Source organism: Bartonella sp. AA78NXGY, assembly GCF_042197005.1.
Lineage (GTDB): Bacteria > Pseudomonadota > Alphaproteobacteria > Rhizobiales > Rhizobiaceae > Bartonella.
The window spans coordinates 1-516 of record NZ_JBHIRI010000116.1 but is presented as its reverse complement, the minus strand read 5'-3'; the positions used below and the strand labels follow the sequence as shown (position 1 = coordinate 516).

Sequence of the window (516 nt, the reverse complement as noted above, 5' to 3'; positions counted from 1 at the left end):
CCATTGATCGCATCATGCGAATCTTCAGCAATTTTCCCATCTTTAACATTATGGAGGGAAACGGGTGCTGTAGTCTTATCACCACCCAAAGTTATGCTATTATAATTAACGGTATCGTTTTCTTTATCATAGAGAACTGCAGCAGCACTTGTAAGATTAATATCATTAGAAATCTTCTCTATACTTTTATCAAGCTGGGCTTTGTTAACAGCTTCATTACCATTCACAGCTGCCTTCACACCAGAAATTGTCCTATCGTTGCCTGCATTATTTGCAATATTAATTAGAGAACCTCCTGTTGCCTTACCTATGGTGATAGTACCTTCATTTTCCTCCTGCTTAACGAGGCTATTTTTTGTCGCATTCGTAATCTGATTTTGGATATTCGTGATAGAAGTATCAACAGCATTAAAAGCAGAACCAACATCATTATGAGAATTACCCTGAATTGTGTAAGTTGGTGCTTTACCATTAGATACATCTGCACCACCACCAAAATATTGTGATGTATTTTGA

1 pseudogene is annotated in these 516 nt (G+C 37.0%); it reads right to left on the bottom strand.

Going from position 1 to position 516, the window contains the following annotated elements:
- Window positions 1–516 (bottom strand): annotated as a pseudogene (locus tag ACFINL_RS09945) (hypothetical protein); the annotation flags it as partial.